The following is a 1,543-nucleotide window of genomic DNA, read 5'->3' on the forward strand; positions in this document are numbered from 1 at the left end:
AGACCGTCGGGCTGCCGATCATGGCGGCGAGCCGCTGCACGACATGGGGGAGCGTCGGCAGATCTCCGAGTTTCTCGATCCGGTTGCGCAAGTCCGTCGGATTGAATGTGGTCATGCTGTTGCAGGTCCCTCTGTCACCAAGGCGGTGCTATGCGTGGCATGCAAATGTGTCCGGAGAGTCTTGAGGATGAGTTGTTGGATAGGATCTTGCGTGACATGCCGGAACCGATGATCGAGTTCAGCCTCAAGCTCCGTCAGCGTTTTTCCGCCGGCGCCCCCTGCATCGCCCTCCACATAGACTGAGGTCGTTCCCATCCGTTGGAGGCGCTCGATCATGGGCGCGTCGAGTATAGTCCCGACTGCCACGATGGGAAGTCCGTTGGCATTGGTCACGGGTTTGACCAGGATCATATCCGGCAAGAGTTCCTCGATCACCACTCGTTTCATCTATGTGAGTTCCTGAGATGTATTTGTCTGTGCGCCAACTGCCGAGTCATCTGAATGGATGCATCGGGCAGCGGGAGTCTGTCGCTCGTCCTTCCTTATCGGACGACCGGCATCATTTCTAAAGGTTCCTTTCCCTTCTTCTCCGTTGATGTGGTCGGCAGGAGGTAGCACTGTTGCCATTACGGGGATCAAGGTTGCTGGTGCGGGTATGCGACTGTGGCTGAAGGGACTTCCCTGGGCAAAGCGATGGTTGGGATGAAGTGCTTTCCCGGAGTGATCTATTCAGGCCGCGAATAGTGCGAGGCTTAGATTGCGAGTCTGATCTTCAAAGGGGAGTTGAGGATTTCGCGTGGAGTGACTTTATTTTGGCTGGGGCTGAGACACAGGGGCTGATTCTTGCCCGGCAATGTTCGTGGCGGTCACGCAGATTCTGACTTGAGGCGCAGCTGGAATGATATTTCGAATGGTGATGGTTCCTCCCCCTCGGGGGTCGTTCGTCCATATCCGAATGACCTGGGTCTGGCCCTTAGGCGAGCTGAGATAGATGGAGGTCAGCAGGAGATTGGTGAGCGGAGAACCGGTCGCATTGGTGGCGGGCTCCCGGTACGTGACGGTGAGTCCATTTGGGCTAGTCGGAACCGAGACAGTGGTTGTGGGGCAGCCGGCGGGGGCTGTTGTCCCAACGGTCGTCCTGGTTCGAAGTATCTCGCCTGTCCCATTTGTCGCCAGGTATGTTGCTCCAGGATCGATGCTCCCACAGGCCGCTAGCGAAAGTGCCATCGTGAGAAGCGGCCATTTGATGAGATGTATGATTGTCGGGGAGGCCTGCATCATTTTCCCAATGCCGTGAACCTCTGCATCAACGCTCTTGGCGCAATCAAAAGCTATTGTACTCGCGAGGTGTGAATAAGCGCTATGGCCTTCGCGGAATGGCTCGGCCTTCTTCTAAGTCTTGAAGGTCTGACCAGGCGGTGAGGTCGGTGCGGGAGGGATCGACGGCGTCTCTGAGCTGGTTGAAGTACTGTTGTTTCTCCGGGCTGCTCGGCCCGCGCGTCAGCATTAAATCGTTCCAGAGCTCGAGCTCAGAGGCTTTGTG

General features: G+C 56.8%; 3 protein-coding genes. All 3 read right to left on the reverse strand.

The window, feature by feature from the left end; translation table 11 throughout:
- Positions 1 to 111: 111 nt before the first annotated feature.
- Positions 112 to 447, reverse strand: coding sequence for a hypothetical protein (locus Q7U76_08900; GenBank protein MDO8356492.1), 336 nt, complete (start codon positions 445 to 447; stop codon positions 112 to 114).
- A gap of 360 nt (positions 448 to 807) precedes the next feature.
- On the reverse strand, positions 808 to 1,227 hold the full coding sequence (locus Q7U76_08905; protein MDO8356493.1) for a hypothetical protein: 420 nt from the start codon (positions 1,225 to 1,227) through the stop codon (positions 808 to 810).
- 133 nt (positions 1,228 to 1,360) lie between these two features.
- Positions 1,361 to 1,543: DUF5069 domain-containing protein (locus tag Q7U76_08910; protein ID MDO8356494.1), on the reverse strand; the 183-nt coding region annotated here is incomplete at its 5' end.

Source organism: Nitrospirota bacterium (assembly GCA_030645475.1).
In the GTDB taxonomy this organism is placed as follows: Bacteria; Nitrospirota; Nitrospiria; order Nitrospirales; family Nitrospiraceae; genus Palsa-1315.